This window comes from Amycolatopsis circi, from assembly GCF_003385235.1.
Taxonomy (GTDB): Bacteria; Actinomycetota; Actinomycetes; order Mycobacteriales; family Pseudonocardiaceae; genus Amycolatopsis; species Amycolatopsis circi.
In genome coordinates this window covers 23,851-49,710 of the sequence record NZ_PQIA01000070.1, presented here as the reverse complement: position 1 = coordinate 49,710, position 25,860 = coordinate 23,851, and the positions used below count along the sequence as shown (strand labels likewise).

General features: G+C 68.7%; 24 protein-coding genes. 14 read left to right on the top strand and 10 right to left on the bottom strand.

Going from position 1 to position 25,860, the window contains the following annotated elements; genetic code table 11:
- Positions 1-35: 35 nt before the first annotated feature.
- A complete protein-coding gene (gene ald, locus D0D37_RS26735; RefSeq protein ID WP_116203354.1) occupies positions 36-1,151 on the bottom strand; it encodes an alanine dehydrogenase in 1,116 nt (371 codons plus the stop codon).
- 189 nt (positions 1,152-1,340) lie between these two features.
- On the opposite strand from ald, the gene D0D37_RS26730 reads away from it, so the two are divergent.
- Positions 1,341-2,282 carry a zinc-binding dehydrogenase gene (locus D0D37_RS26730; RefSeq protein WP_116203353.1) on the top strand — a complete coding sequence of 314 codons (942 nt, stop codon included), beginning with the start codon at positions 1,341-1,343 and terminating at the stop codon, positions 2,280-2,282.
- A 336-nt stretch (positions 2,283-2,618) separates the two neighbouring features.
- On the opposite strand, the gene D0D37_RS26720 is transcribed toward D0D37_RS26730, so the two are convergent.
- Positions 2,619-4,187: a PucR family transcriptional regulator gene (locus D0D37_RS26720; RefSeq protein ID WP_116203352.1), complete on the bottom strand. Its 1,569-nt coding sequence runs from the start codon at positions 4,185-4,187 to the stop codon at positions 2,619-2,621.
- A gap of 71 nt (positions 4,188-4,258) precedes the next feature.
- A complete protein-coding gene (locus tag D0D37_RS26715; RefSeq protein ID WP_116203359.1) occupies positions 4,259-4,747 on the bottom strand; it encodes a hypothetical protein in 489 nt (162 codons plus the stop codon).
- 171 nt (positions 4,748-4,918) lie between these two features.
- On the opposite strand from D0D37_RS26715, the gene D0D37_RS26710 reads away from it, so the two are divergent.
- A complete protein-coding gene (locus D0D37_RS26710; protein ID WP_116203351.1) occupies positions 4,919-6,226 on the top strand; it encodes a bifunctional o-acetylhomoserine/o-acetylserine sulfhydrylase in 1,308 nt (435 codons plus the stop codon).
- Positions 6,223-7,350 (top strand): homoserine O-acetyltransferase MetX, encoded by a 1,128-nt coding sequence (metX, locus tag D0D37_RS26705; RefSeq protein ID WP_116203350.1) that lies wholly within the window; start codon positions 6,223-6,225, stop codon positions 7,348-7,350. The genes D0D37_RS26710 and metX overlap by 4 nt, the downstream gene beginning before the upstream one ends.
- 299 nt (positions 7,351-7,649) lie before the next feature.
- Here metX and D0D37_RS26700 read toward each other — a convergent pair whose 3' ends face one another.
- On the bottom strand, positions 7,650-8,420 hold the full coding sequence (locus D0D37_RS26700) for an SGNH/GDSL hydrolase family protein (RefSeq protein ID WP_116203349.1): 771 nt from the start codon (positions 8,418-8,420) through the stop codon (positions 7,650-7,652).
- 195 nt (positions 8,421-8,615) lie between these two features.
- Between D0D37_RS26700 and D0D37_RS26695 the strand changes: the two genes are divergently transcribed.
- The 8 genes from D0D37_RS26695 (at position 8,616) to D0D37_RS26660 (ending at position 17,302) form a co-directional block, all read left to right on the top strand.
- Positions 8,616-9,206, top strand: coding sequence for an SACE_7040 family transcriptional regulator (locus D0D37_RS26695; protein WP_162834486.1), 591 nt, complete (start codon positions 8,616-8,618; stop codon positions 9,204-9,206).
- Positions 9,207-9,259: 53 nt separating this feature from the next.
- Positions 9,260-9,757 (top strand): hypothetical protein, encoded by a 498-nt coding sequence (locus D0D37_RS26690; RefSeq protein ID WP_116203348.1) that lies wholly within the window; start codon positions 9,260-9,262, stop codon positions 9,755-9,757.
- Positions 9,758-9,877: 120 nt separating this feature from the next.
- A complete protein-coding gene (locus tag D0D37_RS26685; protein WP_116203347.1) occupies positions 9,878-11,491 on the top strand; it encodes a carboxyl transferase domain-containing protein in 1,614 nt (537 codons plus the stop codon).
- A 5-nt stretch (positions 11,492-11,496) separates the two neighbouring features.
- The gene (locus D0D37_RS26680; RefSeq protein ID WP_116203357.1) at positions 11,497-13,482 is read left to right on the top strand and encodes an acetyl/propionyl/methylcrotonyl-CoA carboxylase subunit alpha; all 1,986 of its coding nucleotides are present in this window, start codon (positions 11,497-11,499) and stop codon (positions 13,480-13,482) included.
- On the top strand, positions 13,479-14,636 hold the full coding sequence (locus D0D37_RS26675) for an acyl-CoA dehydrogenase family protein (RefSeq protein ID WP_116203346.1): 1,158 nt from the start codon (positions 13,479-13,481) through the stop codon (positions 14,634-14,636). Before D0D37_RS26680 ends, D0D37_RS26675 begins: the two co-directional genes overlap by 4 nt.
- Positions 14,637-14,706: 70 nt before the next feature.
- Positions 14,707-15,216, top strand: coding sequence for a GNAT family N-acetyltransferase (locus D0D37_RS26670; RefSeq protein ID WP_116203345.1), 510 nt, complete (start codon positions 14,707-14,709; stop codon positions 15,214-15,216).
- A gap of 60 nt (positions 15,217-15,276) precedes the next feature.
- Positions 15,277-16,143, top strand: a complete 867-nt coding sequence (locus D0D37_RS26665; RefSeq protein ID WP_116203344.1) for an SDR family oxidoreductase — start codon at positions 15,277-15,279, stop codon at positions 16,141-16,143.
- 103 nt (positions 16,144-16,246) lie between these two features.
- Positions 16,247-17,302: an alpha/beta hydrolase gene (locus tag D0D37_RS26660; RefSeq protein WP_116203343.1), complete on the top strand. Its 1,056-nt coding sequence runs from the start codon at positions 16,247-16,249 to the stop codon at positions 17,300-17,302.
- On the opposite strand, the gene D0D37_RS26655 is transcribed toward D0D37_RS26660, so the two are convergent.
- Complete coding sequence (locus D0D37_RS26655) at positions 17,295-17,690, bottom strand: hypothetical protein (protein ID WP_116203342.1); 396 nt, start codon at positions 17,688-17,690, stop codon at positions 17,295-17,297. The genes D0D37_RS26660 and D0D37_RS26655 overlap by 8 nt on opposite strands.
- A gap of 108 nt (positions 17,691-17,798) precedes the next feature.
- On the opposite strand from D0D37_RS26655, the gene D0D37_RS26650 reads away from it, so the two are divergent.
- Positions 17,799-18,746, top strand: a complete 948-nt coding sequence (locus tag D0D37_RS26650; RefSeq protein WP_116203356.1) for an NADPH:quinone reductase — start codon at positions 17,799-17,801, stop codon at positions 18,744-18,746.
- A 12-nt stretch (positions 18,747-18,758) separates the two neighbouring features.
- Here D0D37_RS26650 and D0D37_RS26645 read toward each other — a convergent pair whose 3' ends face one another.
- Positions 18,759-19,688 (bottom strand): NADP-dependent oxidoreductase, encoded by a 930-nt coding sequence (locus D0D37_RS26645; RefSeq protein ID WP_116203341.1) that lies wholly within the window; start codon positions 19,686-19,688, stop codon positions 18,759-18,761.
- Positions 19,689-19,763: 75 nt separating this feature from the next.
- Here D0D37_RS26645 and D0D37_RS26640 point away from each other — a divergent pair, with 75 nt between their 5' ends.
- Together D0D37_RS26640 and D0D37_RS26630 are read left to right on the top strand one after the other, a co-directional pair.
- A complete protein-coding gene (locus D0D37_RS26640; protein ID WP_116203340.1) occupies positions 19,764-20,132 on the top strand; it encodes a winged helix-turn-helix transcriptional regulator in 369 nt (122 codons plus the stop codon).
- 271 nt (positions 20,133-20,403) lie between these two features.
- Positions 20,404-20,595, top strand: a complete 192-nt coding sequence (locus tag D0D37_RS26630; RefSeq protein WP_116203338.1) for a hypothetical protein — start codon at positions 20,404-20,406, stop codon at positions 20,593-20,595.
- A 37-nt stretch (positions 20,596-20,632) separates the two neighbouring features.
- Here the strand turns inward: D0D37_RS26630 and D0D37_RS26625 are convergent, their stop codons facing one another.
- The 4 genes from D0D37_RS26625 to D0D37_RS26610 all read right to left on the bottom strand — a co-directional run bounded on the left by D0D37_RS26625 (position 20,633) and on the right by D0D37_RS26610 (position 25,801).
- Positions 20,633-21,844 (bottom strand): acyl-CoA dehydrogenase family protein, encoded by a 1,212-nt coding sequence (locus tag D0D37_RS26625; protein WP_116203337.1) that lies wholly within the window; start codon positions 21,842-21,844, stop codon positions 20,633-20,635.
- Between the two features lie 75 nt (positions 21,845-21,919).
- The gene (locus D0D37_RS26620; protein WP_116203336.1) at positions 21,920-23,215 is read right to left on the bottom strand and encodes an acyl-CoA dehydrogenase family protein; all 1,296 of its coding nucleotides are present in this window, start codon (positions 23,213-23,215) and stop codon (positions 21,920-21,922) included.
- Positions 23,216-23,316: 101 nt separating this feature from the next.
- Positions 23,317-24,507 carry a low temperature requirement protein A gene (locus D0D37_RS26615; protein ID WP_116203335.1) on the bottom strand — a complete coding sequence of 397 codons (1,191 nt, stop codon included), beginning with the start codon at positions 24,505-24,507 and terminating at the stop codon, positions 23,317-23,319.
- A 112-nt stretch (positions 24,508-24,619) separates the two neighbouring features.
- Positions 24,620-25,801 carry a TetR/AcrR family transcriptional regulator gene (locus D0D37_RS26610; RefSeq protein WP_116203334.1) on the bottom strand — a complete coding sequence of 394 codons (1,182 nt, stop codon included), beginning with the start codon at positions 25,799-25,801 and terminating at the stop codon, positions 24,620-24,622.
- Between the last annotated feature and the right edge of the window lie 59 nt (positions 25,802-25,860).

Genomic DNA, 25,860 nt, shown 5'->3' with positions numbered 1-25,860 from the left:
GGCTTGAGGCCTCGCCGCTTTTTGTGAGTGGTGGGTTACGCCAGGGCGGTTTCTACTGGGGTGTGGGGGAGGTTGTGGGCGGTGGCGACAGGGGCGTTCGTCAGGGCGCCGGAGTGGGTGTTCAGGCCCAAAGCCAGGGAGGGGTCTGCCGACAGGGCGGCTTTCCAGCCCTTGTCCGCCAGCTGTACCGCGTAGGGCAGGGTGACGTTGGTGAGGCCGTAGGTGCTCGTGCGCGGGACTGCGCCGGGCATGTTCGCCACGCAGTAGAAGACCGAGTTGTGGACCGTGTAGGTCGGGTCGTCGTGCGTGGTCGGGCGGGAGTCCGCGAAGCAGCCGCCCTGGTCGATGGCGATGTCCACCAGTACGCTGCCCGGCTTCATGCGGGAGACCAGGTCGTTGGAGACCAGCTTCGGAGCCTTCGCGCCGGGGACCAGGACCGCGCCGATGACCAGATCTGCTTCCAGAACCGACTCTTCCACCGACAGGCGGTTCGAGGTGACGGTGCGGATGCGGCCGCCGAAGTCGTTGTCGATCTGACGGAGGCGGTCGACGTTCGTGTCCAGGATCTCGACGTCGGAACCCAGGCCAAGGGCGACGCGGGCGGCGTTCAGCCCGGCGACGCCGCCGCCGATGACGACCACGCGGGCCGGGTGCACGCCGGGGATGCCGCCGGGCAGGACGCCGCGGCCGCCGCTCGGCTTCATCAGGGAGTAAGCGCCGACCTGCGGGGCCAGCCGGCCCGCGACCTCGGACATCGGGGCCAGCAGCGGCAGCGCGCCGTTCTGCTTCTGCACCGTCTCGTAGGCGATCGCGGTGGTGCCCGCGGCCAGCAGCGCGTCGGTCAGCGGACGGTCCGCGGCGATGTGCAGATAGGTGAACAGCACCAGATCCTTGCGCAGGCGCGGGTACTCCTCGGCGATCGGCTCCTTCACCTTCAGCACGAGTTCGCCCTCGGACCACGTCTCGTCCGCCGTGGCGAGCACCTTCGCGCCCGCGGCGACGTACTCCTCGTCCGTGATGGACGACCCGGTCCCGGCACCCGTCTCGACGAAGACGTCGTGCCCGCGACCGACCAGTTCGTGCACGCCGGCCGGGGTCAACGCGACCCGGTACTCGTGCTTCTTGATCTCACGGGGAACGGCGATGCGCACTGCTTGCCTCCTGGCGGCGGTTCTCTCGAAGGTGTTGCCACTCACGGTGATCTACCCGGACGGCGGTGTCATCATTCCGCCGCCACAGTCTTGAGCGGGGTCGGTAGTGCTGCGAGGACAACGCACTTGACCTCGACTGCACTTGAGGTAGTTGGCTCGCGCATGGCGGAGACTCGAGGAAGGGCGTAAATGCGAGCGGTGTGGCTGCGGGAGTTCGGCGGTCCGGCGGTGCTGGAAGCGGGGGACGCCCCCGATCCGGCTCCCGGACCGGGGCAGGTGCTGATCGAGGTGGCGTTCGCCAACGTCACGTTCGTGGAGACGCAGTTCCGGGCGACCGGGACCGGGCCGTTCGCGGGCGCGCTGCCGATGGTGCCCGGCAATGGCGTCGGAGGTGTGATCAGCCGCGCCGGGGAGGGCGTGGACCCGGCGCTGATCGGGAAACGCGTGGTGACGTCGACCGGCGGCAGCGGTGGTTACGCCCAGCGCGTGGTCGTGGACGCGGCGTTGGTGTTTCCGGTGCCGCACGCGCTGAGCCTCGACGCGGCCGTCGCGCTGCTGGCCGACGGCCGTACGGCGACCGGGTTGGTGCACGCGACAGCGGTGGCTCCCGGGGAGCGGGTGCTCGTTGAGGCTGCTGCCGGAGGGGTTGGCAGCCTCTTGGTGCAGTTGGCGAAGGCTGCTGGTGCGGAGGTGGTGGCTGCTGCGGGCGGGGCGGAAAAGCTGGCCCGTGCTCGGGAATTGGGTGCGGACTTGGCGGTCGACTACACCGATCCACAGTGGACTTCGGCGGCTGGGGAGGTGGATGTGGTGTTCGACGGTGTGGGAGGCGCGGTCGGTACTGCGGCGTTTTCGTTGGTGCGGCCTGGCGGGCGGATGGCGATTTACGGGCTGGCGAGTGGTTCGTGGACGGATGTGTCCGAAGAGGACGCTGCTGCGCGTGGGGTGAAGCTGGTTCGGTCGATCGGTGACGCGGCTGCGATGCGCGGCTATACCGAGTCTGCGCTTGAGGCGGCTGCGGCTGGGCAGCTCACTCCGGTGATCGGGCAGCGGTTTCCGTTGGAGCGTGCGGCTGACGCGCATGCGGCGATGGAGTCGCGGGGCACGATTGGGAAGACGTTGCTGATCGCGTGAGGCGGTATCGCTGCGGTTTCGTTCGGGTCGGCTTGTGCGGTTGGGCACCCCGAAGCTGATTGTGACTACGGACGACGGGTGCTTGTCAAGGCGGGAAAGATGCCTTGACAAGCACCCGTCGTCCGCGTTTTTGGCTTCGTATCGGGGTGCGGGGGTGGTGTGGGTGCACTGGTGAGTTGGGTGCTTCGGTGCGGTTTTAGGGCCGTGAGGGGAACCCTGAGGGAATCAGAGTCCCTCAGGGTTCCCCTCACGGACTTCTGTGGGAGCGGAATCGTTCGGGCTGGTCCTGGCTATTGAAGCCGGAATCGTTGCGCGCCAACGATCTCAGCTACGCGGTCAGCTCCAGCGGAGTGCGATCAGCTGGGTGAGCAGGGCGAGCCGGACGTCGGGGTCGTCCAGGTTCAGCGGGACCAGTTCCAGCAGCCGTTTCATCCGGTATCGCAACGTGTTCGGGTGAATCCGCAGCCGTTCCGCGGCGGCGCGGGGGTCGCCGGGGTGGCGGAGCCATTCGTAGAGAGTGTCGACGTACCCGGCGTTGCTCGTCTCGTCGTGCGCGCGCAGCACGCCGAGCGGGCCGAGTTCTGATACCTGCGCCGCCGCTGCTCCGGCGGCGGCGCGGTGCAGGACCAATGCGGTCCATGCTTCGTCGTAAGCCACAACGCGACCTTCAACCAGCCCGGCCCGCAGCAGACCCAGTGCTTCGTCCGCTTGGGCTCGCGACGCGGCCAGCGCGGTCGGATCGCCTGGTGCACCGGCAGCCGCGCGAGGAAGTCCGCCTCGGCGGGAAGCGGGTTGGGCGAGCAGCGCGTCTCGCAGTTCGGGCCAGCCGCCCTCGCCGGTGCGGTCCGGCACCACGACGTACAGCAATCCGCCAAGCTCGGCCGCGACTGGACGGCGTCCGAAACCTTGCGAAATTCGTTCCAGCAAAGCCAGCAACAGTCCTTCGGCGTCCCGGCTGTCACCCCCGCTGACGTCCACGACGACGACTCGGTGCGGCTCGTCGGATAGGTCCAGTTCGGCGACCACCCGGCGCGGCGGGACCTGTCCTTCCAGGACCGCGCGCAGCAGTTCGGCGGAAGCCCGGCGCTGCGCGTCCGTGTGCGCGCGTCGTCGCAGCAAGTGCAGTGCGACGACGGGGGCGGCGTCTGCGAAGGCCGCCGCGCGTTCCTCGGAAACCGGGCCGGGGACGACGGCCCACATCGACCCCAGCAGCTCGCCGCCCATCCGGATCGGCACGATCAGCCGCGGCAGGGTGCCGTCGCGCTGGGCTGGGACGAAGATCGTCTGGCGGCCACGGGAAAGTTCGCGGAAAACACCGCGCGAGCGGAACCGGGCCAGCACGTCGTCGGGGATGCGGCGGCCCATGATCGTCGCGACGCGGGCCGGGTCGGTGAGGTCCTGGCGGGCGGAGTAGGCGAGGACGCGGGAGTTGGTGTCCTCGATCGTCACTGAGGCGTCGACTACCGCGGCTACAGCGTCGGCGAGCCGGAAGAGGTCGCCGGAACCGGGGTCGCCGCCCTCTTCGAGTGCTTCGGATTCGTCGGCGAGCGCGTCCAGAACCGTGCGCAACAGCCAGACCAGTTGGGCCCACGATGTCGCCGCGTGCACCTGGATCAACGCGATCCCAGCCGACTTCGCCGCGCGCCGCACCGACTGTTTCGCGGCCAACGGCGGCTTCAACAGCACCGCCGCCGCACCCCGGCCAGCACTCACCCGGACGAGCGCCGCGGCGTCGGCCGACTCGATCGTGGCGACGCCGAGCACCAGGTCACCTGCGGCAATAGCGGACTCCGCGCCCGGCTCGGCGATCTCCACGTCGCCGACCGCCGGACAGTCTTCCGGCACGAGAAGCGCGTGGAGCAGCGTGGGACCGACCCGGTCCACGACGCTGCGCACCGAAACCACAGCCACCTCCAGCGCTTCTGACGTTCTTGCTGGAACGGTAGAAGACTGCACCGGTTTCGCCACCCGCGGCACTAGTTAGCGCGACCGACCTTCGGCCACGGTTTGAAGTACGACACCAGCGTCGCCCCCAAAAGCAGCGTCAGCCCGACACTCATCGCCCCCGTGCCCGCCACCGCGCTCGCTCCGACGATCTCGCCCCGCGACGCCTGCTCGCCGTGCGCGACGAAGGACGGGACCACCAGGAGATTCCCGCCGCCGAACAGGGCGAGCGTCGCCAGCAGTTTCCACAGCACCCAGTGGTAGCGGACCAGCTTCCACTTCGTGCCGAGCCCGAGGACGACACCCGTCGCCAGGGCGAGCAGGCTGGCCGGGAAGTAGAGCGCGCCGGCGAGAATCCCGGCGATGACGTTCGCGCTGCGCGTGGTCACCGGGTCGGAACCGGCGATCGCGAGAATGCTGCACACCAGCACCGCGAGTTCGGCCCCGATCCAGCCGACCGACGTGACGACGTGGCCGAACAGGAACCACTTCCGGGTCGCCGGGCGCATTCTCCAGTCCATGCGGCTGAGCGTGCGCTTCACAACACCGTCTCGTCGTCCGTCAGCGCTCGGCACTTCTTCATACGTACGGGTGCGTAGGACTCTCATCCCGTGAGAGCGGTTGGGCGTTTCGTCCGGCCTGGTTACCGTCTGCGGCCAGCCGACCCGTTCACGACCGCTAGGAGCGAGCAGATGCCGGAAGACACCACGAGCTGGTCCTTCGAGACCAAGCAGATCCACGCGGGGGCGGCGCCCGACCCGGCCACCGGCGCTCGCGCCACGCCGATCTACCAGACCACCTCGTACGTCTTCCGCGACACTCAGCACGGGGCCGACCTGTTCAGCCTCGCCGAGCCGGGCCACATCTACACGCGGATCAACAACCCGACCCAGGACGTGCTGGAGCAGCGCGTCGCCACCCTCGAAGGCGGCGTCGCCGGTCTCGCGTTCGCGTCCGGGTCGGCGGCGGTCACCGCGGCGATCCTGACCCTGGCCAGCGCGGGCGACCATTTCGTCACCAGTCCGTCGCTGTACGGCGGCACCTACAACCTCTTCCACTACACGCTGCCGAAGCTCGGCATCGAGGTCACCTTCATCGACGACCAGGATGACGCGGAGCAGTGGCGGGCCGCGGTCCGGCCGAACACCAAGCTGTTCTTCGCCGAGACGCTGGCCAACCCGAGCAGCGCTGTCCTCGACATCCGCAAGGTCGCCGACGTCGCCCACGAGGTCGGTGTCCCGCTGGTCGTGGACAACACGGTGCCGACGCCGTACCTGGTCCGCCCGATCGAGCACGGCGCCGACATCGTCGTGCACTCGGCGACGAAGTACCTCGGCGGCCACGGCACGACGGTCGCCGGCGTGCTGGTCGACGGCGGCACGTTCGACTTCGGCAAGGACCCGGGCCGGTTCCCGGGCTTCAATGAGCCCGACCCGAGCTACCACGGTCTCAAGTACTGGGAGGCGCTCGGCCCGGGTGCGTTCGCGGCCAAGGCGCGCGTGCAGATCCTGCGCGACACCGGCGCGGCGATCGCCCCGCTGAACAGCTTCCTGATCCTGCAGGGCATCGAGACGCTGTCGCTGCGCGTGGAGCGGCACTCCAACAACGCGCAGGCGCTCGCGGAATGGCTCGAAGAGCGCGACGAGGTCGAGAAGGTGTACTACGCCGGACTTCCGTCGAGCCCGTACCACGCGGCGGCGCAGAAGTACCTGCCGCGCGGTACCGGCGCGGTGCTGTCGTTCGAGCTGCGCGGCGGCGTCGAGGCGGGGCGGAAGTTCGTCGACGGCACCGAATTGCACAGCCAGCTGGTGAACCTCGGCGACGTGCGCAGCCTGATCGTGCACCCGGCGTCGACCACGCACAGCCAGCTCGGCCCCGAGGAGCAGGTCGCCGCCGGCGTCACGCCGGGTCTCGTGCGGCTCGCGGTCGGACTGGAAGGAATCGAGGACCTGAAGGCCGACCTCGAGGCGGGCTTCCGAGCCGCCAAGGCGGCGCTGTGACTGATCCCGGCGCGAGTCCTCCGCCCGTCACCGGCGCGTGGCGGGCGGGGGACCCACCCGGCAGGCGGCAGTGGTTCACCGGCCCCGGCGCACTCGCGCTGGAGGCCGGTGCCACCCTGCCCGGCTACACCCTCGCGTTTGAAACGTGGGGAACGCTCAACTCCGACGGATCCAACGCGGTCCTCGTCGAGCACGCTCTCACCGGCGACAGCCACGCCGCCGGTCCCGCTGAACCCGGGCATCCCAGTCCCGGATGGTGGGACGGACTGATCGGTCCCGGCAAGGCTTTCGACACCGACGAACTCTTCGTCGTAGCCCCTAACGTCCTCGGCGGCTGTCAGGGGTCGACAGGCCCGTCTTCGCTTGCCCCGGACGGCGAAGCGTGGGGCAGCCGATTCCCGACTTTGACCGTCCGAGATCAGGTCAACGCTGAAGCCGCGCTCGCGGACGCCCTCGGGATCGAACGCTGGGCCGCCGTCGCGGGCGGTTCGATGGGCGGGATGCGGGCTCTCGAATGGGCCGTAACTCAACCCGATCGTGTTGCCGCCGCGCTCGTTCTCGCCTCGACCGCGCGCGCGTCCGCCGAGCAAATCGCTTGGGCCGCCCCTCAACTGCACGCGATCCGAGGCGACGTCGCTTGGCGAGGCGGCGATTACTACGCAGCCGCCGAAGGCCCTTATCGCGGACTGGGTGTGGCGCGGCGGATCGCGCACGTCACCTATCGCTGCGAACCCGAGCTGGAGACGCGTTTCGGGAACCGTCCGCAGCCGGACGAAGATCCGCTGGCTGGCGGCCGATTCGCCGTCGAGTCCTATCTGGACCATCACGCGGACAAGCTCGTCCGCCGGTTCGACGCGGGTTCCTACGTGGTGCTCACCGAGTCCATGAACACCCACGACGTCGGCCGGGATCGAGGCGGGGTCGCCGCCGCTTTAGGTCGGGTCACCGCGCGAACTGTGGTCGCCGCGGTGGACAGCGATCGGCTTTACCCGCCGTACCAGTCGCACGAGATCGCAGCGGGAGTCGGCGGCGAGGCTACGGTGCTGACTTCGCCGTACGGGCACGACTCGTTCCTCATCGAGACCGAGCAGATCGCCGCACTGGTCAAGACCTTGCTGGGCTGACGCGGTGAAGGTCCGTGAGGGGAACCCTCACGGACTCTGAGTCCCTCAGGGTTCCCCTCACGACCAGCAGCCGGTACATGGGTCGTGAGGGGCCCCTTCACGGACTTAGATTCCCTCAAGGGGCCCTTCACGGACCAACCGCCGCCCGCGTACGCAGCTTGCTCAGGCACCCAGACCCGGCCCTGCACCCCGATACGAAGCCGAAATGCGGTCTGAGGGTGGTTGTCAAGGCATCTTTCCCGCCTTGACAACCACCCTCAGACCGTCAGCACAATGGGGCTTCGGGGTGCCCGCCAGCGTCAGCCGATCGCCGAGGTCAGCGGCGAGTAGTAGCCGCCCCGCTGCCCGGCGGCAGTCGGGTGGTACGACTCGTCCACCGGCCAGGTCAAGCTGTGCAGGTAGTCGCTGGCCGCCGAGCAGATGTTGTGCCCGACGAACGCCGACCGGACGTCCACGAACTTCCCGCCGGCGGCGGAAACCCGCGACGACAGCACCGACGCGAGCGTGTCCGCGCCGGAGTTGATCGCCGACCGCTTCGTGTCGCTCAGCCCGACGCTGCACGATCCGGGCACGGTGTAGAACCGCGGATACGAGAGCACGACCAGCGACGCGCCAGGAGCCTTGCTCTTGGCCGCCGAGTACACCTTGTCCAGCAAGCCGGGCAGGGTGTTCTGGACGTAGGTCTTGGCGGTGTTGACCCGGTCCACGCAGGTCTGGTCGCTTCCCAGCGTGCAGGTCTTGATCACGTCGGTGAACCCGGCGTCGTTGCCGCCCACGGTGAGCGTGATCAAGGTGGCGTTGGACGGCATCGAGCTGATCTGGCTCAGCACGTCGCTCGTCTTCGCGCCCGAGCAGGCGAGGAAGGTGAAATTGGTGCCGGAGTGGGCGTTGGCCCACAACTGGGCGTAGGCGTTGGCACTGCGTTTGCAGCTGCCGGAATCTCCGTAGCTCCCGGCGCCCACTCCGGAGGAGTAGGAGTCGCCGAGCGCGACATAGTTTTGCGACGCGGCGCTCGCACCGGTGGCGAAGCCGAGCGAGGCAGCGAGAGCGACCCCCAGGGCCGCGCACATCCGAAGGATGCGTCGTGATGGTTGACGGGCGTTTGCAGCCATGGGTCACTCCTGTCGTGACAGCTTGACGCGGTAAAGCTTTACCAGGTGCAATCCCCACGAGACACCCCTGAAATCCGGGTGCCTCCACTTGGCTCAAGCAGGAAGTAGGACGGGAAGTTAGCGCTCGCTAACCGCGGGACCTACTATGTGCGGATGTCGGCGAATTCCCTCCCACTGGTGAACGGCGCGAAGCCGAACAGACGGGAACAGATCCTCACCGCCGCCGCCGAGCTGTTCGCCCACCACGGTTTCCACGGCGTCGGCATCGACGACATCGGCGCGGCCGTCGGCATCTCCGGTCCCGCGCTGTACCGGCATTTCCGCAGCAAGGACGCGATTCTCGGGGAAATGCTGAACTCGATCAGCCACTACCTGCTCGAGGGCGGCACGAAGCGCGCCGCGGCGGGCGGCACCCCGGACGCACTGCTGGCCGCGCTCGTGCGGTTCCACGTCGACTTCGCGCTCGACCATCCCGCGCTCATCACCGTGCAGGAGCGCAATCTCGCGAATCTTACCGACGGTGATCGCAAGCAGGTTCGCGCGCTCCAGCGGCAGTACGTCGAGGTGTGGGTGCGGGCGATTCGCGAAGCCGTGCCCGGCCTCGGCGAACGCCAGGCGCGGTCGGCGGCACACGCCGTGTTCGGCTTGATCAACTCGACCCCCTACAACCGCCATCTCGGTGACGGCGCACTCGCCGATCTGCTGTGCCGGCTCGCGCTGGGTGCGCTTTCCGCGGCGGGCTGAGGGCCGCGATCCGGGGTATCCCGCCGACCGCCGGTCTGGTGTTTGATAGGCACGTGACCGCGGACCGGAGCGAGGGCGAGCAGCGGCTCGTCGAGAAGGCACAGCGCGCGCTCGTCGCCATCAGTCTTGGCGAGGACACGGAGGCGCTGGAAGAGGTCACGCCCTCGTCGCGGGAGCAGGGCGAACGCGACGAGGAGACCAAAGAGCTGATGCTGCTGCTCTTCGGAGAGTGCAGCGCGATGGTGTCCACACTTGGTGACGGCGGCACCGCGCCGGTCAAGGTGCAGGTGTTCGACGAAGCGGGCGAAGAGGTTTCGATCGACCAGGCCGATCCGCCGGTCCGCACCGCCGTCCGCACGCTGCTCGCCGAGGTGCACGGCAATACCGCCGCGGCCCGCGAACAGGTCGAGATCGCGTTGGCCAGTGCCGCCCCGAACGAGGTGGACAGCCTCTTGCTGCAGGCGCTGCGCTGGACGATCCGGCTGTCGGTCGAATGCCTCGAACGGGATCTGCCGGTGGCCGGCTGGATCTCCGACGCCGTCGCGGGCTGAAGTGTTTCCTGTTTCACCCGGTCGCGTGGCCGGGCGCTTCGGGCTGGGCTGGACACGGCGGTTAACGAGCACTAACATCTCCGGTGGAGTTAACGACCGCTAACGTCTCGACGGAGAGCCATGGACACGCCGGTACTGCGCAGTTCCGCGGATCCGAACAGCGACACCTTCACCCGTAGCGTCACCTCGCACGGCGAATTGGTCGAGGATCTGCACAAGCGGCTCGCCGCCGCCCGGCTCGGCGGGCCGGAGAAGTCGCGCGCCCGCCATGTGGAACGCGGCAAGCTGCTGCCCCGCGACCGGGTGGACGCGCTGCTGGACCCGGGATCGCCGTTCCTCGAGCTTTCGCCGCTCGCCGCGACCGGGCTGTACGACGACGAGGCCCCGTCCGCGAGCATCATCACCGGGATCGGGCGCGTGTCCGGCCGCGAATGCGTGATCGTGGCGAACGACGCCACCGTCAAGGGCGGCACGTACTACCCGATGACGGTGAAGAAGCACCTGCGGGCGCAGGAAGTCGCGCTGCACAACAACTTGCCGTGCATTTACCTGGTCGACTCGGGCGGCGCGTTCCTGCCGCGGCAGGACGAGGTCTTCCCGGACCGCGAGCACTTCGGCCGGATCTTCTACAACCAGGCCACCATGTCCGCGCGCGGCATCCCGCAGATCGCCGCCGTGCTCGGCTCGTGCACCGCGGGCGGCGCGTATGTCCCGGCGATGAGCGACGAAGCGGTCATCGTGCGCAATCAGGGCACCATTTTCCTTGGCGGACCTCCGCTGGTGAAGGCCGCGACCGGTGAGGTCGTCACCGCTGAAGAACTGGGCGGCGGCGATGTGCACGCGCGCCAGTCCGGCGTCACCGACCATCTCGCGGACGACGACGCGCACGCGTTGCGCATCGTCCGCGACATCGTTTCGACGCTCGGCCCGCGCACGCCGCGCCCGTGGGACGTCAAGGCGATCGAGCCGCCCGCGGCCGACGAACGCGAGCTGTACGGCGTGGTGCCGACGGATCCGCGCACCCCGTACGACGTGCGCGAGGTCATCGCCCGCGTCGTCGACGGCAGCCGGTTCGCGGAGTTCAAAAAGGAATACGGCTCGACGCTCGTCACCGGCTTCGCGCACATCCACGGCCACCCGGTCGGCATCATCGCGAACAACGGCGTGCTGTTCGCCGAGTCCGCGATGAAGGGCGCGCACTTCATCGAACTGTGCGACCGGCGCTCGATCCCGTTGGTGTTCCTGCAGAACATCACCGGCTTCATGGTCGGGCGCGCGTATGAGGCGGGCGGCATCGCCAAGCACGGCGCGAAAATGGTCACCGCGGTGGCGTGTGCGCGGGTGCCGAAGTTCACCGTGATCATCGGCGGCTCCTTCGGCGCGGGCAACTACTCCATGTGCGGCCGGGCGTATTCGCCGAGGTTCCTGTGGATGTGGCCGAACGCGCGGATTTCCGTGATGGGCGGCGAGCAGGCGGCGTCGGTGCTGTCGACGGTGCGCCGCGACGCGATCGAGGGCCGCGGCGGCGAATGGTCCACAGAGGACGAAGAGACCTTCAAGGACCCGATCCGCGAGCAGTACGAGGAACAGGGCAGCCCGTACTACTCCACCGCGCGGCTGTGGGACGACGGCGTGATCGACCCGGCGGACACCCGCACGGTGCTCGGTCTCGCGCTGTCGGCCGCGGCCAACGCGCCCTTGCCCGAGGTCAACTACGGCGTCTTTCGGATGTGATGAGCGTGTTCGAGACTGTTCTGGTTGCCAACCGCGGGGAGATCGCGGTTCGCGTAATCCGGTCGCTGCGTGCGCTCGGGATCCGTTCGGTCGCGGTGTACAGCGACGCGGACGCCGACGCCCGGCACGTGCGCGAGGCCGACACCGCGGTGCGCCTCGGCCCGGCCGAAGCGGCGAAGAGCTACCTGTCGATTCCGGCGATTGTCGCGGCGGCAAAGGAAACCGGCGCGCAGGCGGTGCATCCCGGATACGGCTTCCTCGCCGAGAACACCGCGTTCGCGCGGGCTTGTGCGGAGGCAGGGCTGGTGTTCATCGGCCCGCCGCCGGAAGCTATCGACAAGATGGGCGACAAGATCCGGGCGAAGGCCACGGTGTCCGCGGCCGGTGTCCCGGTGGTGCCCGGAGCGTCCGATGTGGACATTCCAGAGGGCGGGTTCGCCGAAGCGGCGGCGAAAGTCGGTTATCCGCTGCTGCTGAAGCCGTCCGCGGGCGGTGGCGGCAAGGGCATGCGCCTGGTGCACGAAGAGTCCGAATTGGCCGCGGCGATCGAGTCTGCCCGCCGGGAAGCGAAGAGTTCCTTCGGCGACGACACGCTGCTCATGGAGCGGTTCCTCACCACGCCGCGGCACATCGAGATCCAGGTGCTGGCCGACGAGCACGGCACTGTGCTGCACCTCGGCGAACGCGAGTGCAGCCTGCAGCGGCGGCACCAGAAGATCATCGAGGAAGCGCCGTCGGTGCTGCTGGACGAGGCCACGCGGGCGAAAATGGGCGCGGCGGCCGCGGAAGCCGCGCGGTCGGTCGGATACGTCGGCGCGGGCACGGTCGAGTTCATCATGTCCGCGCACAACCCGGACGAGTTCTTCTTCATGGAGATGAACACCCGGCTGCAGGTCGAGCACCCGGTCACGGAAATGGTGACCGGCCTCGACCTGGTGTCCTGGCAGGTGCGGGTGGCGGCAGGGGAGCCCCTCGGCCTGACTCAGGACGACGTGCGCCTCGACGGGCACGCGGTCGAAGCCCGGGTCTACGCCGAGGATCCGGCGCGCGGATTCATCCCGACCGGCGGCACGGTGCTGGCCGTGCACGAGCCCTCCGGCGACGGCGTGCGAGTGGACTCGTGGATGTCGGTCGGCGCGGTGGTCGGTTCGAACTACGACCCGATGCTGGCGAAGATCATCGCGCACGGCCCGGACCGGGCGTCGGCGCTGCAGAAACTGGACCGCGCGCTGGCCGACACCGCGTTGCTGGGCCTCGGCACGAACATCGCGTTCCTGCGCGGTCTGCTCGCCGACGAGGACGTCCGCGCTGGAAAGCTAGACACCGAACTGGTGGACCGGCGGCTGTCCGAATTGATCTCCTCGGAAGTCCCGGCCGGGTTTTTCGTCGCCGCGGCCATGGATCGGCTGCTCTCGCTGCAGCCGACCGGCGCGGTCGTCGACCCGTGGGACATTCCGAGCGGATGGCGGCTCAGTGGCCCCGGCGGGATCACTTTCCGCTTGCGTACCGGGGAAAACCAGGCTGTCGTGCGGATCGAGGGCACGCCGGCGGACGCTTCGGTGCGGGTGGACGACGCCGAGCCGGTGCGCGTTTCCGCCCGCCGCGAAGGCGATCTGCTCGAGGTGCGCCGGGCCAACGGCGTGGAGCGGTACCGCTGCGCAGACGGTCCACAACGGACAGTGTGGCTGGCCCGCGAAGGCCGGTCGTTCGCGTTCGCCGACCAGGAATTCACGTTGTCCTCGCGCGGCGAGGCGGCGGGTGCCGGTCCGGTGAAGAGCCCGATGCCGGGAACGGTGCTGGTGGTGAAGGCCGCCGAAGGTGACGTGGTGAGTGCGGGAACGCCGCTGCTGGTCGTCGAGGCGATGAAGATGGAGCACACGGTGACCGCGCCGATCGACGGTGTGGTGACTGAGCTTTCCGTGCGGGTCGGCCAGCAGGTCGCGCTCGACGAGACGCTGGCCGTCGTGAGCGCAGCAGAGGAGAAGCAGTGATCGACTTCCGGCTGGACGAGGAATACGAAGCGCTCCGCAAGACGGTCGAGGACTTCGCGCAGGCGGAGGTCGCGCCGGTGATCGGCCCGCTGTACGAGAAGGAAGAATTCCCGTACGAGCTGGTCGCCAAGATGGGCGAGATGGGCCTGTTCGGCCTGCCGTTCCCGGAGGAATTCGGCGGCATGGGCGGGGACTACTTCGCGCTGTGCCTCGCGTTGGAGGAGCTGGCGCGGGTCGACTCCTCGGTCGCGATCACGCTGGAGGCGGGGGTTTCGCTCGGCGCGATGCCGATCTACCGCTTCGGCACCCAGGAGCAGAAGGAAACCTGGCTGCCCAAGCTGACCACCGCCGAGGCGCTCGGCGGATTCGGGCTCACCGAACCTGGCGGCGGCTCCGACGCCGGGGCCACCCGCACGCGCGCCCGGCTCGACGGCGACGAGTGGATCATCAACGGCAGCAAGGCGTTCATCACCAACTCCGGCACCGACATCACGAAGCTGGTCACCGTCACCGCGGTCACCGACGTGATGGAGAACGGCCGCAAGGAGATCTCGGCGATCATCGTCCCGTCCGGCACGCCGGGCTTCACGGTGGCCCCGAAGTACTCGAAGGTCGGCTGGAACTGCTCGGACACCCACGAACTGTCCTTTTCGGACGTTCGGGTTCCGGCGGAGAACCTGGTCGGCAAGCGGGGCCGCGGCTACGCGCAGTTCCTGTCCATTTTGGACGAGGGCCGGGTGGCGATCGCAGCGCTGAGCGTCGGTCTCGCGCAGGGCTGCGTGGACGAATGCCTGAAGTACGCGAAGGACCGCGTCGCGTTCGGCCACCGGATCGGCGAGTACCAGGCGATCCAGTTCAAGATCGCGGACATGGAAGTCCGCGCGCACACCGCCCGGCTGGCGTATTACCAGGCGGCGTCGAAGATGCTGCGCGGCGAGCCGTTCAAGAAGGAAGCGTCGATCGCGAAACTGGTGGCGTCGAACGCGGCGATGGACAACGCCCGCGATGCCACGCAGATCTTCGGCGGATACGGCTTCATGAACGAATTCCCGGTCAGCCGGTTCTACCGCGACGCGAAGATCCTGGAGATCGGCGAGGGCACCAGCGAGGTGCAGAAGATGCTGATCGCGCGCCACCTCGGGGTCGGCGCTTGAGACCCAGCGCCGCCGGGGCGTCCGGGCGGAGTTCCGGCGGCGCTGCTTCACCTGTCCTTATTGTGGAGCTATGGAGTTCACCATCCGGCCTGGGGTTGCCGGAGACGCAGACGTGTTGCTGGGGTTTTTCGACGACGCCGTCGAATGGCTGGTCGCGCGGGGCAGCGCGGGCCAATGGGGCACCGAGCCGTGGAGCAAGATCCCGAAGCGGGTCGAGCGGGTGCGCGAGTACGCGGCCGATCCCGAGTTCCGGATGGCGGAGATCGACGGAAAGCCCGCCGGCGCGCTGATCCTCGGCCAAGCCATGCCGTACGCGCCGAAGGCCGACGAGCCCGAGCTGTACGTGCGGCTGCTGATCACTTCCCGCCGGTTCACCGGGCATCGGGTCGGCTCGCGGCTGTTGCAGCACTCGATGGACGAGGCGAAACGACGCGGGGTCGACCTCGTGCGCGTCGACTGCTGGGCGGGCGGCGACGGCGATCTGCCGCGCTACTACGAGAGCCAGGGCTTCAAGCCGACCGAGCAGTTCACCGTCGACGGCTGGCTCGGCCAGGTCCTTGAGCAACGGGTTGGGGGATAGCGGCGCGGTCTGATCCGGAGGACGATATTGGCTAAGTGTCAATAGACCGAGGAGTCCGCCATGGCCAGGCAGTCGCTCTCCGGAAAGGTCGTCGTCGTCACGGGCGGCGCGCAGGGCATCGGAGCGGCCACCGCCGCCGCGCTGCACCGGCGCGGCGCCCGGCTCGTGCTCGGCGACCTCGACCGGGTCCGGGCCGAGAAAACCGCTGGCGAGCTGGGGCCGGACGTGGTCGCGTCGCCGCTGGACGTCACCGACACGGCCGCCTTCACCGCGTTCCTGGACGACGTCGAGAGCACCATCGGGCCGATCGACGTGCTGATCAACAACGCCGGAATCATGCCGCTCTCGCCGCTGGACGAGGAGGACGACGCGGCTACGCGGCGGTTGCTGGAGATCAACGTGCACGCGGTCGTGCACGGCACCCGAGAGGCCGTCAAACGGATGAAACCGCGCGGGCGTGGGCACATCGTGAATGTGGCGTCGATGGCCGGAAAGTCCGGATTCGCCGGAGCGGCCACGTACTGCGCTACGAAACACGCTGTGGTCGGGCTGTCCGAGGCGGTGCACCTGGAGTTGCGTGGCACCGGCGTCGAGGTGTCGTGCGTGATGCCCGCCGTGGTGCGCACGGAACTCGCGTCGGGGCTGGGAGAAGCGCGATTCATCAAGTCGGTCGGGCCCGACGACGTCGCGGCGGCGATCGTCGACGCGCTGGAACGGCCGAAGTTTGACGTGTTCGTGCCGAAATCGCTCGATCTGACCGGCCGGATCACGCGGCTGTTCCCGCGCGCGGTCGGCGAATGGCTGGTACGCGCGCTCGGCGGCGATCAACTGCTCGCGTCCGCCGCGCATTCGCCCGAGCGCGCCGAGTACGAGGGCCGGGCCGCCCGGAGCGCGCCGTCGGCTGTCCCGCCTGGTGGGAGCGTCTGAGGCGGAGGTGCGCTTGCCGGGTGCTTGCGGGAGTGGCGTGTTGATGCCGCGCCCGCGCGCACGGCAAGATGCCCGGCAGACGACGAGTTCCAGGAGGCGCTGAATGGTTTCCCCACCGGCCCGGTTGGCTGCCGCGGCGGCCAACGTCGTGGGCAAGGTTTTCCAGGGTGGGGTCGCCGATCTGCGGCCGATGCCGAGGGTGCTGATCGACCAGGGGCCCAACCGGTCGGTGTACCGGATGACGCACGGCGCGTCCGAGGTCTCCGGCCCGCCGGTGCTGCTGGTGCCGCCGCTGGCCGCGCCCGCGCTGTGCTTCGACCTGCGCCGCGGCTGCAGCCTCATCGAGCACCTGGTGGAGGGCGGACGGCCGACCTACCTGGTGGACTACGGCATGGTCGCCTTCTCCGACCGCCGGCTCGGCATCGAGCACTGGATCGACGAGGTGCTGCCGAGGGCGATCCGGAAGGTCAGCGAGGACGCCGGCGGACAGGGCGTGCACCTGGTGTCCTGGTCGCTCGGCGGGATTTTCTCCATGCTGGTCAGCGCGGACCAGCCGGGCCTGCCGATCGAATCGATCACCGCGGTCGGCTCGCCGGTCGATTTCACCGCGATCCCGATCGTCGCGCCGTTCCGCCCGCTCGTGGACCTGACCGGCGGGCATCTGCTGACCCCGGTGTACCGGGTGTTCGGCGGCGCACCGTCCTATTTGGTCACCCGGGTGTTCCGGGCCACCGGGATCTCCAAGGAAATCACGAAACCGCTGGCGATCCTGAAAAACCTCGACGACCGCGACTACCTCGCGCAGATTGAGGCGGTGGACCACTTCATGGGCAACATGTACGCCTACCCCGGGCGGACGTTCGGCCAGCTGTACCACCGCTTGTTCCGTACCAACGACCTCGCCGAGGGCACCGTCGACCTGAACGGGCGCAAGATCAGCCTGTCCGACGTGAAGGTGCCGATGCTCGTGGTGGCGGGCGAAAACGACACCATCGCGCCGCGCGCGTCGGTGGAACGCGTGGTGCAGCTGCTGGAAAACGCGCCGGAGGCCCGGTTCCGCACCGCGCCCGGCGGGCACCTCGGCGTGCTGACCGGACGCCGCGCCCGGGGCACGACCTGGCGTTACCTCGACGAGTTCTTGGACGACCGGGTCAGCTGACCGAAGGCTGCTGCGGGAAGAACCAGGTCCGCACGTCGCGGGTGAGCAGCGCGCGCAGGGCGAGCCCGGCGAAGATCAGCGGCAGCAGACCGGGCAGGCCCTTGCTGAGCAGCGTGACCAGGCTGTTGAGCACCAGCAGCCCTTCGATGACCGCGGCGGTCACGAAGGCCCATTGCTGGCGCTTCGGCAAGACGACCGCGCACACCGCGAGCGCGATGGCGGTCGCGTAGGTGATCACGATGTACACCTGCGTGAGGCTGATCAGGTCGAGCAGGGAAATACCGGCCATCCCGGCCAGCAGCAGCGGCCCGATCGCGCTGAGCGCGACCTGGATCCACATGAAGATGCGGGCCTGTTTGAGGTCGGCCGGCGCCACCGGAGCGGTCATGCCGGGCAGATTAGGGCATTTCCGCGCGTTTTAGCGGGTTTTCGCCGCGGCGGAGATCAATCCGATATCCGCGCGAAGTCGGTGAAAAACCGGCGGTACCGTAAGCCGGTGATCGCTGCGTATGTGACGTCCCTCGGCGACAGTTCCGAGATCAAGGTCGGCCAGCTGCCGGATCCCGCGCCGGGCCCGCGCGAGGTGCTGGTGAAAGTCTCCGCGGTGGCGGTGAACCACGTCGACACTTTCATCCGTTCCGGCGCGTATCCCGCTGAGGTTTCCTTCCCGTTCGTTATCGGCCGGGATCTGGTCGGCACTGTTGTCTCCTCGCCAGTAGATCGCTTCGCTCCCGGCGACCGTGTGTGGTGCAACAGCCTCGGCCACGACGGTCGGCAGGGCTCCTTCGCCGAGTACTGCGCGGTGCCCGAGGACCGGCTTTATCTCTTGCCAGACGGGGTTTCCGACGACGCCGTCGCCGTCCTGCACACCGCCGCGACCGCGTATCTGGGCCTCTTCGAACACGCCGACGCCGGATACGGCGAGACAATCGCAGTGCTCGGCGCGGGCGGCGGTGTCGGCAGCGCGGTCGTCCAACTTGCTTCGACCGCCGGCCTGCGCGTCATCGCGACCGCCCGCGCCGAGGATGCGGAATGGTGCCGGGAATGCGGTGCCGACGAGGTTTTCGACTACACCGATCCTGATCTGTACCGCAAACTCCCCGCGGTGGATCTGTTGTGGGACAACGCAGGCAGCCATGACCTGATCTCGGCGGTACCGCTCTTGTCCCGCGGCGGGCGCATCATCGCGATGGCCGGAATGGAGTCGACGCCGACGCTGCCGATCGGCCAGCTGTACACGCGCGACGCCAGCATCCGCGGGTTCGCCATCAGCAACGCCGGTGTCTCCGCATTGGGTTCCGCTGCCCGGGTCATAAACCGGGCTTTGTCCACCGGAATCCTTCGTCCCCGGATCGGCACTCGCCTGCCCCTGTCCTCAGCCGCCGAAGCGCACCGATTGCAGGAATCAGGCGAGGCGCGAGGCCGGATTGTGCTGGAGGTTTAAAGCCGCGCGGCGTCACTTGACCGTGAGGACGACCTTGCCCTGGAGGTGACCACCGTCAAGCAGCCGATGCGCGTCGGCGATGCGCTCGAACGGGAATGTCTCCTGCACGTGGACCCGAAGCTTGCCCTTCTCGACAAGCGCGACGAGCTGCCGCAACGCGACTGGATCCGGCTCGACCGCGATGCCGCTGAACCGCATCCCGGCCGCCTCGAACTTCGCGATGAGTTCGGTGTCCTCCTCCGCGACCGCCGTTACCAGGTGCCCGCCTGGCCGGAGCACCCCAAGCGACCGCTCGACAGTGTCGCCGCCGAGAGTGTCGAGCACAACGTCGATATCGCTGGCCACCTCAGCGAAATCGACCTTCTGGTAGTCGACGACTTCATCAGCGCCGAGCCCTTCGACGAACTCCCGCTTGCTCTCGCCGGCGGTCGTAATCACGTGCGCACCAAGGGCTTTCGCGATCTGGATCGCGACGTGCCCGACCCCGCCGCCACCGCCGTGAACCAGCACGCGGTCGCCCGCTTTCACTCCGCCGAGGTCGACCAGCCCCTGCCACGCCGTCAGTCCGACGATCGGCAACGCCGCCGCCTCGACGTGCGAAAGCTCCTTCGGCTTGCGCACCACATGCAACGACGGTGCCGCCACGACCTCGGCGTACGCGTTGGCCGCGCGGGGAAACAGCGGCATCCCGAACACCTCGTCGCCGGGCCGGAACCGCCAGGTCAACGCTTCCTCGACCACGCCGCTGACATCCCACCCGAGGACGAACGGCGGCTGGCCGAGCAACGGGAATTCGCCAGCGCGCAGCCGCGCCTCCAACGGATTCAGCCCGATCGCCTTGACGCGAACAAGGACCTCGGTCGGCAACATCCGGGGCTCGGGTGCGTCCACGATCGTGAGCACTTCGGGACCGCCGAGCTTCTGCTGGGTGATGACTCGCATGACTCTCCTGGTTTCTGGAGGGGTACGAAAACCAGGCTAGGATTCCGATAGGTACCAGCAGGTACCTTTGATGCCATGAGCGAATACGGTCCCGGCGGCGTCTTCCTCGCCGACTGCCCCGCGCGCCTGGCAGTCGAGCTGATCGCCGACAAGTGGACGGTGGTCGTGCTCGCGGGCCTCAGCAAGGGGCCGGTCCGGCACGGGGACCTGGTTGACCTGATCGGCGGGATCTCCCGGAAGGTGCTCACCCAGACGCTGCGTCGGCTTGAAGCGCACGGGCTGGTTCGTCGTCAGGCTTATGCGGAGGCGCCGCCGCGCGTCGAGTACGAGCTGACGCCGTTGGGAGCGACGTTGATCGAGCCGATTCACACCTTGACGGAGTGGGCGCGTGCGAATGGGGACGCGGTTCTGGAGGCGCTGGATTCGGCTGCCCAAAGCGGCTGAACAAGGTCTCGCGGCTGCGCATTCACTGGTGCATTACTGCTGATGCCGCACTTTTCGTAATCACCTGACCACCGGCACGGCCGGACGAGACAGCGGAAGATCGGCAAGCTGAGAAACGCGGTGTCCGGGGTCGACGACGCCGGAACCAAGGAGAAATTCCACCAGCTGCTCGGCGAGTTCGAGAGCAAGACCGGAGAGATCGACGGGGAGCTGAAGGAAGATCGCCGAAGTCGAGGCCGCAGAAATCGACAAGTACGAGCGAAAAGCCAAGGTGTGGCAGAACTTCCTGGCCAAGGAATCTGTCGCAACCTATGTCGGAGCGGCGATTCTGCTGGTCATCTGCCTCTTCGTGGGGGCCGCGACGTTCGCCGGGGTGGAGATCAACCAGGTGCTGTCCAGTGCGTTCCTGCTGGTACTGGGATATTTCTTCGGTCAGTCCACGGGGAAGAAGCAGGTGGAATAGCTCGGCCCGCCTCCGCGAGACGGGCCGAGCGGTCGGACTACTTGAGCTGCGCGCTGGTCTTCCCCAGCACCCGCCGAGCCACGATCAGCTGCTGGATCTGCTGCGTCCCCTCGAAGATGTCCAAGATTTTGGCATCCCGGGACCACTTCTCCAGCAGCGATTCCTCCGTATACCCATACGCCCCAGCAAGCTCGACGCACTTCAACGTCACATCGACCACCGTGCGGCCAGCCTTCGCCTTCGCCATGGAAGCCTGCAGCGAGTTCGGCTCACGGTTGTCCGCCATCCACGCCGACTCCAGCGTCAGCAGGTAAGCCGCCTCGTAATCTGCTTCCAGATGAAGGAAAGTCGCGGCCGCGGCGTGCTGCGTCAAAGCCGGGCGGTCGTAGTCGATCACGACACCGGCTTCGGTGAGGACGCGGCGGGTTTCGTCCAGTGCCGCCCGCGCGACGCCGATCGCCATCGCGGCTACCAGCGGGCGGGTGTTGTCGAAGGTCTGCATGACCCCGGCGAAACCCTTGGCCGTATCGATTTCCGGCGTGCCCAAGAGGTTCTCGCGAGGAACACGGCAGTTCTCGAAGCGCAGCACGGCGGTGTCGGACGCGCGGATGCCCAGTTTGTGCTCCACGCGCACGACCTCGAAGCCGGGCGTGCCCTTCTCCACCACGAACGACTTGATCGCGGCGCGGCCCTTCGTGCGGTCCAGTGTCGCCCAGACCACCACGGCGTCGGCGCGCTGGCCGGACGTCACGAAGATCTTTTCGCCGTTCAGGATGTAGTCGTCGCCGTCCTGGGTGGCCGTGGTGGTGATGGCGGCCGAGTCCGAACCGCAGTCGGGTTCGGTGATCGCCATCGCGGCCCACAGGCCCTTGAAGCGCTCAAGCTGCTCGTCGGTCGCCACGGAGCCGATCGCGGCGTTGCCGAGGCCCTGTCGCGGCATGGACAGCAGCAGGCCGACGTCGCCCCAGCACATTTCGATCGTGCCGAGCACCACGTTCAGGTTGGCGCCGTTGCGGTTTCCCTTGGGGCCGTTGTCCTTTTCGGACCGGCGCACGCCAGCCGCGCCGGCACCGCCTTCGCCGGAGGAGTTCAGGCCGTCCAGCAGCGCGGCGAACATGTCCAATTCGGACGGATAGGTGTGCTCGGCGCGGTCGTACTTGCGCGAGATCGGCCGGAACACCTCGGCCGCGGCCTGGTACGCCTGGTTGATCAGCGCGCCGGCCTTCTTCGGGGCTTCCAGGTTGATCATGAGGGGTGCCTTTCCGAGGGGGGTCGTGAGTGGCGATGCCGGTTAGAACCGGGATTGCCACTCACGAGGGCTGGATCAGAGGAGAACGGCGCCTTCCATCACGCCGATCGCCCGCAGGTCGCGGTACCAGCGCTCCACCGGGTGCTCCTTCACGAACCCGTGCCCGCCCAGCAACTGCACGCCGGCGTTGCCGATCTGCATGCCCTTGTCCGTCGCGAGCTTCCGGGCGAGCGCGGCTTCCCGCGCGTATTCCTTGCCCTGCTCGGCTCGCGAGGCCGCGCGCAGCGTGACCAGGCGCAGGCCTTCCAGTTCGATCGCGATGTCGGCCACCGAGAACGCGACCGCCTGCCGGTGGCTGATCGGCTCGCCGAACGCGGTGCGCTCGTTCACGTAAGGCACGACGTAGTCCAGCACTGCCTTGCCGACGCCAGCGGCGAGAGCCGCCCAGCCGAGCCGGGAAAGCCGGACTACCTCAGTGAAAACGTCCGCCTTGCCGCCGCCGAGCAGTGCGCCCGCGGGCAGCGAAACCTTCTCCAGGTGCAGCTTTCCGGTGGCCGCGCCGCGCAGGCCCATCGCGGGTTCGGACTCGATCGTCACGCCCGCGTTGGACGATTCGACCAGGAACAGCGCCGGTCCGCGGCCTTCCAGATCAGCCGAGACGAGGAACAGCTCGGCCTCCGCCGCACGCGGGACGAGCGACTTCACGCCGTCGAGCTGGTAGCCCTTCGGGGTGCGCTTCGCCTTGGTGGCGGGCTTGAACGGGTCGAACAACGGCGTCCGCTCCAGCAGCGCGAGCGCCGCGGCGGGCACCTGCTCGCCGGTGAACGCGGGCACGTAATCGGCCTGCTGCTGCTCGTCGCCCCACGCGACCAGCGCGGTGCTCACCGCGGACGGGGCCAGCACGGCCACCGCCAGCCCGAGGTCGCCGTGCGCGAGCGCCTCCGCGACCAGCGCGTTCGTGACGACCGAACGCTCAGTGCCCGCGCCGCCCAGCTCCTCCGGGATGCCGACCAGGCTGATGCCCAGTTCGGCCGCGCGGCTCAGCAGGCCCTCCGGCGCGGCGAGCTTCTCGTCGGCGTCCGCGGCGGCCGGGCGCAGCTGCTCGGCGGCGAACTCGCTGACCGTCTCGACGATGAGCTTCTGGTCCTCGTCCGGCGTCAGGTCGAACAGCCCGCGCTCGTCCGGCTTCGGCAGCCGCGCCGGCTTGCCCAGCCGCTGGACCGAGGTGAACGACCTGGTCGCCGCCCCCGCCGCGCGGAAACCGCTCCGGGTCCCCGTCTTGACCAGGTTCTGCACCGGCCCGCGCAGCCCGACCCGGTCGATCGCCTTGCTCCCGGCCAACCGGGTGAGCGCGGCCAGGCCGAGGCCCATCGCGTCTCGTTTCCTTGGCGCAGCCATGCAGCATCTCCCTCGCGTTACCTACTCACGAGTAGGTTAACGTGGCGACGCGGAATCCGCCAGTGCGGCCCGGCTCACTCGGCGATCGGCCGCCGGGCCAGCGGCGTGCGTTCGAACACGATGAGCAGCAGGACTGACGCTGTGACGATCAGCAGCAGCAAGGCCGCGGGCAGGTGCCCGAGCAGCGGGGTGAGCGCGACCAGCGCCGCCGCGAGCACGAGCCGCTGCCGGTTCCAGGTGCCGAGGTTGCGCCGCCGCAGCGAGCTGAGCGCGACCAGGTACAGCGCGAGCCCGCCGGTCAGCGCCCACAACGCGACGCCGTGCAGCGCGTCCGCCGGACTGTGGTGCAGACCGCCGGACAGCGTGAGGAACGTCTTCTTCAACCCGAGCGCGACGAGGACGACGCCGGCGATCAGCGGCAGGTGGAGATAGGTGTAGGAGTCGGTGGCGATCTTGGTCCGCGCGATGCCCTCGGCGCGGGCGAGCCGGTGCTCGGCGACGTTCGCGACCAGGTCGAAGTACGTCCACCACATCCCGGCGGCGAGCGCGATCCCGCAGATCGCCGACCCGGCGACGAGCCACGTGACCGGCACGTGCCCGATCCCGATGCCGATCGCCACGACCGATTCGCCCAGCGCGATGATCACGATCAGCCCGAACCGTTCGGCGAAGTGCGCGGGCGAGTGCAGCCGCCAGCCCGCGGGTCCGGACAGATAGACGTTGAGGTAGTCCACCGCCAGCGCGACGACCCACATCGCCAGTTGCCACGGCCCGCCCACTAGGTCGGCGACGGCGAGCAGCGCCAGGCTCGGGAGCAATCCGCGCAACATCCGCAGCAGCACGCCGCGCAGTTCGGCGTCGTGCTGCGCGGCCCCGAGGTAGGCGACGATGTGCAGCAGTCGCACGACGCCGTAACAGGCGACGAACAGCAGCGGCCCGTCGAGCCCGCCCGGCACGTTGGTGAGTGCCTGCGGCACCGCGAGCGCGACGAGGAACATCACCGCCATCGCGCCGAACATCGCCAGCCGCGCGATGCCGTGGTCGACGTGGATGGTCGTGCCGAGCCACGCGTAGCTGCACCAGCACCACCACAGCACCATCAGCACCAGCAGTCCCTCGCCGACGCCGAGCAGGCTCAGGTGCCCGGACATCAGCTCGGTCGTCTGCGTGATGGCGTAGACGAAGACCAGGTCGAAGAAAAGCTCGATGGTCGTGACGCGGTGGCCTTCGTCCGCGCGGACCAGATGGAACCGTCTCGTGGGCACGGCAGATGCTTACACGTCCGGGGAATGGCCGGGACGGTTTCGCAGAGGTCCGTGAAGGACTCCTTGAGGGAATCAGATTCCCTCAAGGAGTCCTTCACGGACGTCCCGCAGCTCAGTCGAGTCCGAGAACGGCGTGCAGCACCGCCGTCAGCTCCGTCTGCAGGTGCGGCCTGCTCTTGATCCGACCGGTCCGGCTCAGGTCGTTCGCGATGGTCAGCGCGGCGTGCACCCGGATCTTCGCCTCGCGCGCCGGAAGCTCCGGAAACACCGCGCACAGCAAGGAAACCCACTGGTCGACGTAGTCGCGCTGGACGCGGCGCAGATCGGCTTTGTCGCGTTCCGGCATGGTCACGCGATCCGCCGTGAACGACACCAGAAGCTCCGGCGTGCGCAGCAGGATGTGCACGTACGACGCGGCAAGCCGGCCGAGCGCGGATCGTTCGTCGGAGGCCTGCAGAGCCTGCTCGGCAGCAAGTGCGAGCCGGTCGGCGGCGCGGTGTCCAATCGCGACCATCAGCGCGGCCTTGCTCGGGAAGTGCCGGTACACGCTCGGCCCGGCGATGCCCGCCGCCGCGCCGATGTCTTCCATGCTCACCGTGTGGAAGCCGCGTTCGGCGAAGAGCCCGGTCGCGGCGGTCAGCACCTGTTCGCGGCGGGACGGCGTGCCGAGGCTGCTCGCGACCGGCGGCGCGGGCTCGGCCGGGACCGGCAGTGAGACGTCGAGCACAGTCTGGGCCAGTTCGACCAGCAGCGGCACGAAGCGTTTGCGCGCCACCGAGGTGTGGTGCACTGCGACGCTCCCGAACACCGAGAGCGCGGCCCAGCACAGCAGCTCAGCCTCGTCTGCGGACAACTCCGGACGCAGCGTGAGCAGGGCTTTTGTCCACGCGTCGAGCACCGCGCCGGACCGACGGCGGATCTCCCGGCGCTGCTCGCGCGGCAGATGCGGACCTTCCCAGCGCCACAGCGCGGCGATCTCCCGGCGCTCGACCGCCTGCGTCGCGAGGCCGGTGAGCAGGGCGTCCAACTGTTCCAGCGGCGGCGCGGAATCGGCGAGCGCGGCCGCGGTGGCCGACTCCATGTCGTCGATCCCGGCGAGCACGACGTAGGCGAGGATCGCCTGCTTGTCGGCGAAATGCCGGTACAGCGCGGGACCGGTCACGCCCGCCGAAGCGGCGATGTCGTTGATCCCGACGCCGTGGAACCCCCGCGCGCGGAACAGCTCGGCCGCGACGGCGGCGAGCTGGGCCTTGCGGTCGCGAGGCCGCGTGCCGCGGGAGGGAGACGTACTCATGGTGAACTGACCATAGCGCGTATCGAAACTACGGCAACCCATTGACACCATGGGGTTCA

Coding starts and splice junctions, on each gene's coding strand:
- D0D37_RS26730 (WP_116203353.1), top strand. CDS start 1,341: ATGCGAGCGGTGTGGCTGCGGGAGTTCGGCGGTCCGGCGGTGCTGGAA.
- D0D37_RS26715 (WP_116203359.1), bottom strand. CDS start 4,747: ATGGACTGGAGAATGCGCCCGGCGACCCGGAAGTGGTTCCTGTTCGGC.
- D0D37_RS26710 (WP_116203351.1), top strand. CDS start 4,919: ATGCCGGAAGACACCACGAGCTGGTCCTTCGAGACCAAGCAGATCCAC.
- D0D37_RS26700 (WP_116203349.1), bottom strand. CDS start 8,420: ATGTGCGCGGCCCTGGGGGTCGCTCTCGCTGCCTCGCTCGGCTTCGCC.
- D0D37_RS26695 (WP_162834486.1), top strand. CDS start 8,616: ATGTCGGCGAATTCCCTCCCACTGGTGAACGGCGCGAAGCCGAACAGA.
- D0D37_RS26685 (WP_116203347.1), top strand. CDS start 9,878: ATGGACACGCCGGTACTGCGCAGTTCCGCGGATCCGAACAGCGACACC.
- D0D37_RS26670 (WP_116203345.1), top strand. CDS start 14,707: ATGGAGTTCACCATCCGGCCTGGGGTTGCCGGAGACGCAGACGTGTTG.
- D0D37_RS26665 (WP_116203344.1), top strand. CDS start 15,277: ATGGCCAGGCAGTCGCTCTCCGGAAAGGTCGTCGTCGTCACGGGCGGC.
- D0D37_RS26660 (WP_116203343.1), top strand. CDS start 16,247: ATGGTTTCCCCACCGGCCCGGTTGGCTGCCGCGGCGGCCAACGTCGTG.
- D0D37_RS26655 (WP_116203342.1), bottom strand. CDS start 17,690: ATGACCGCTCCGGTGGCGCCGGCCGACCTCAAACAGGCCCGCATCTTC.
- D0D37_RS26645 (WP_116203341.1), bottom strand. CDS start 19,688: ATGCGAGTCATCACCCAGCAGAAGCTCGGCGGTCCCGAAGTGCTCACG.
- D0D37_RS26640 (WP_116203340.1), top strand. CDS start 19,764: ATGAGCGAATACGGTCCCGGCGGCGTCTTCCTCGCCGACTGCCCCGCG.
- D0D37_RS26625 (WP_116203337.1), bottom strand. CDS start 21,844: ATGATCAACCTGGAAGCCCCGAAGAAGGCCGGCGCGCTGATCAACCAG.
- D0D37_RS26620 (WP_116203336.1), bottom strand. CDS start 23,215: ATGGGCCTCGGCCTGGCCGCGCTCACCCGGTTGGCCGGGAGCAAGGCG.
- D0D37_RS26610 (WP_116203334.1), bottom strand. CDS start 25,801: ATGAGTACGTCTCCCTCCCGCGGCACGCGGCCTCGCGACCGCAAGGCC.